Source organism: Polaribacter sp. Z022 (genome assembly GCF_023555495.1).
Taxonomy (GTDB): Bacteria; Bacteroidota; Bacteroidia; order Flavobacteriales; family Flavobacteriaceae; genus Polaribacter.
Genome location: NZ_JALCZO010000029.1, coordinates 1 through 1,019 on the forward strand (window position 1 = coordinate 1; position 1,019 = coordinate 1,019).

The window sequence follows — 1,019 nt, forward strand, 5'->3', positions numbered from 1 at the left end:
TTACTTACGAAAATCCTCGCGGATTTTCTTTGTCTGTAATTATTTAGTAAATTTAGTGCTTAAAACACGCAACTAACCTTGTACAAACACGTTGGGCGTAATTAAAAAATGAAAATATTTAACGACTTTAAAGATTTTTATAATAATCAAAATTCAGACAATTGGAATTTTGCGAAAAATTATATTCCTGAAATTTTTGAATCAAAATTTATTGTTCATTGGGTTTATGGAATAATTGAAGAATTTCCATTTGAAAAATATCCTCTAAAAAACGAAACATTAGAAGAACAAAACAAACGAGTAAGAATTGAGCAAGAATTTAATGTTTTACTAAAAAAAGAAGAACTGTATGAACCTGTTTCAATTAAATATTTGTCAGAAAAATTTAATGTCGAATATTCACAAAAAACAGTTGAATTAATTCCTGAAAATCCTGGAATTCACTATTTGGATAGTTTAAGTATTAGGAAACTTAAAGAATCCCTGAAAGAACTCTCTCAAAACTCAAAACTGAATTTATTAATTTGTGAGAATGAAGAATATGATTATTATACTTCTGACTTACAAAAAGAATATACAAATATAACGTTGGAAAAATATTTTGAAATACAGGAATTATATAGTTTTCAGTTAGATACTTGTCTTTTTGAGGAAAGTTTAAATTGGTGTTTAACAACAGCTGAAAATGCTCCAATTTTATTAGGTTGCAAAAAAGAATTGGAATCTGAAATAGAGCAAAAAATGAATTTAGAATTATTTAAAGTAGAAAATGAACAACAGATGTATTAAAAAACTACGCCCAACACCATATATAATTTATTGCTGGCTTTTTGCTTACTTGCGAAAATCCTCGCGGATTTTCTTGGTCAGTAATTATTTACTAAATTAGTTGCTCAAACCACGCAACAAATCATATATAAACAAGTTGTAAACAATTATGGAACTGAAAACAAAACTGATAATATTCATTATAATTATTTCATTTGGTTGTTCTGAAAGGTATCAAAAAGTTGAAGGTC

The 1,019-nt window shown here is 26.6% G+C and carries 1 protein-coding gene; it reads left to right on the forward strand.

What is annotated here, in order from left to right; translation table 11 throughout:
• Nucleotides 1-108: 108 nt before the first annotated feature.
• A complete protein-coding gene (locus MPF13_RS15430; protein WP_249983659.1) occupies nucleotides 109-789 on the forward strand; it encodes a hypothetical protein in 681 nt (226 codons plus the stop codon).
• The last annotated feature ends 230 nt before the right edge of the window (nucleotides 790-1,019 follow it).

What these genes read in the sequence shown, in the direction of transcription:
- MPF13_RS15430 (WP_249983659.1), top strand. Translation starts at nt 109, where the DNA reads ATGAAAATATTTAACGACTTTAAAGATTTTTATAATAATCAAAATTCA.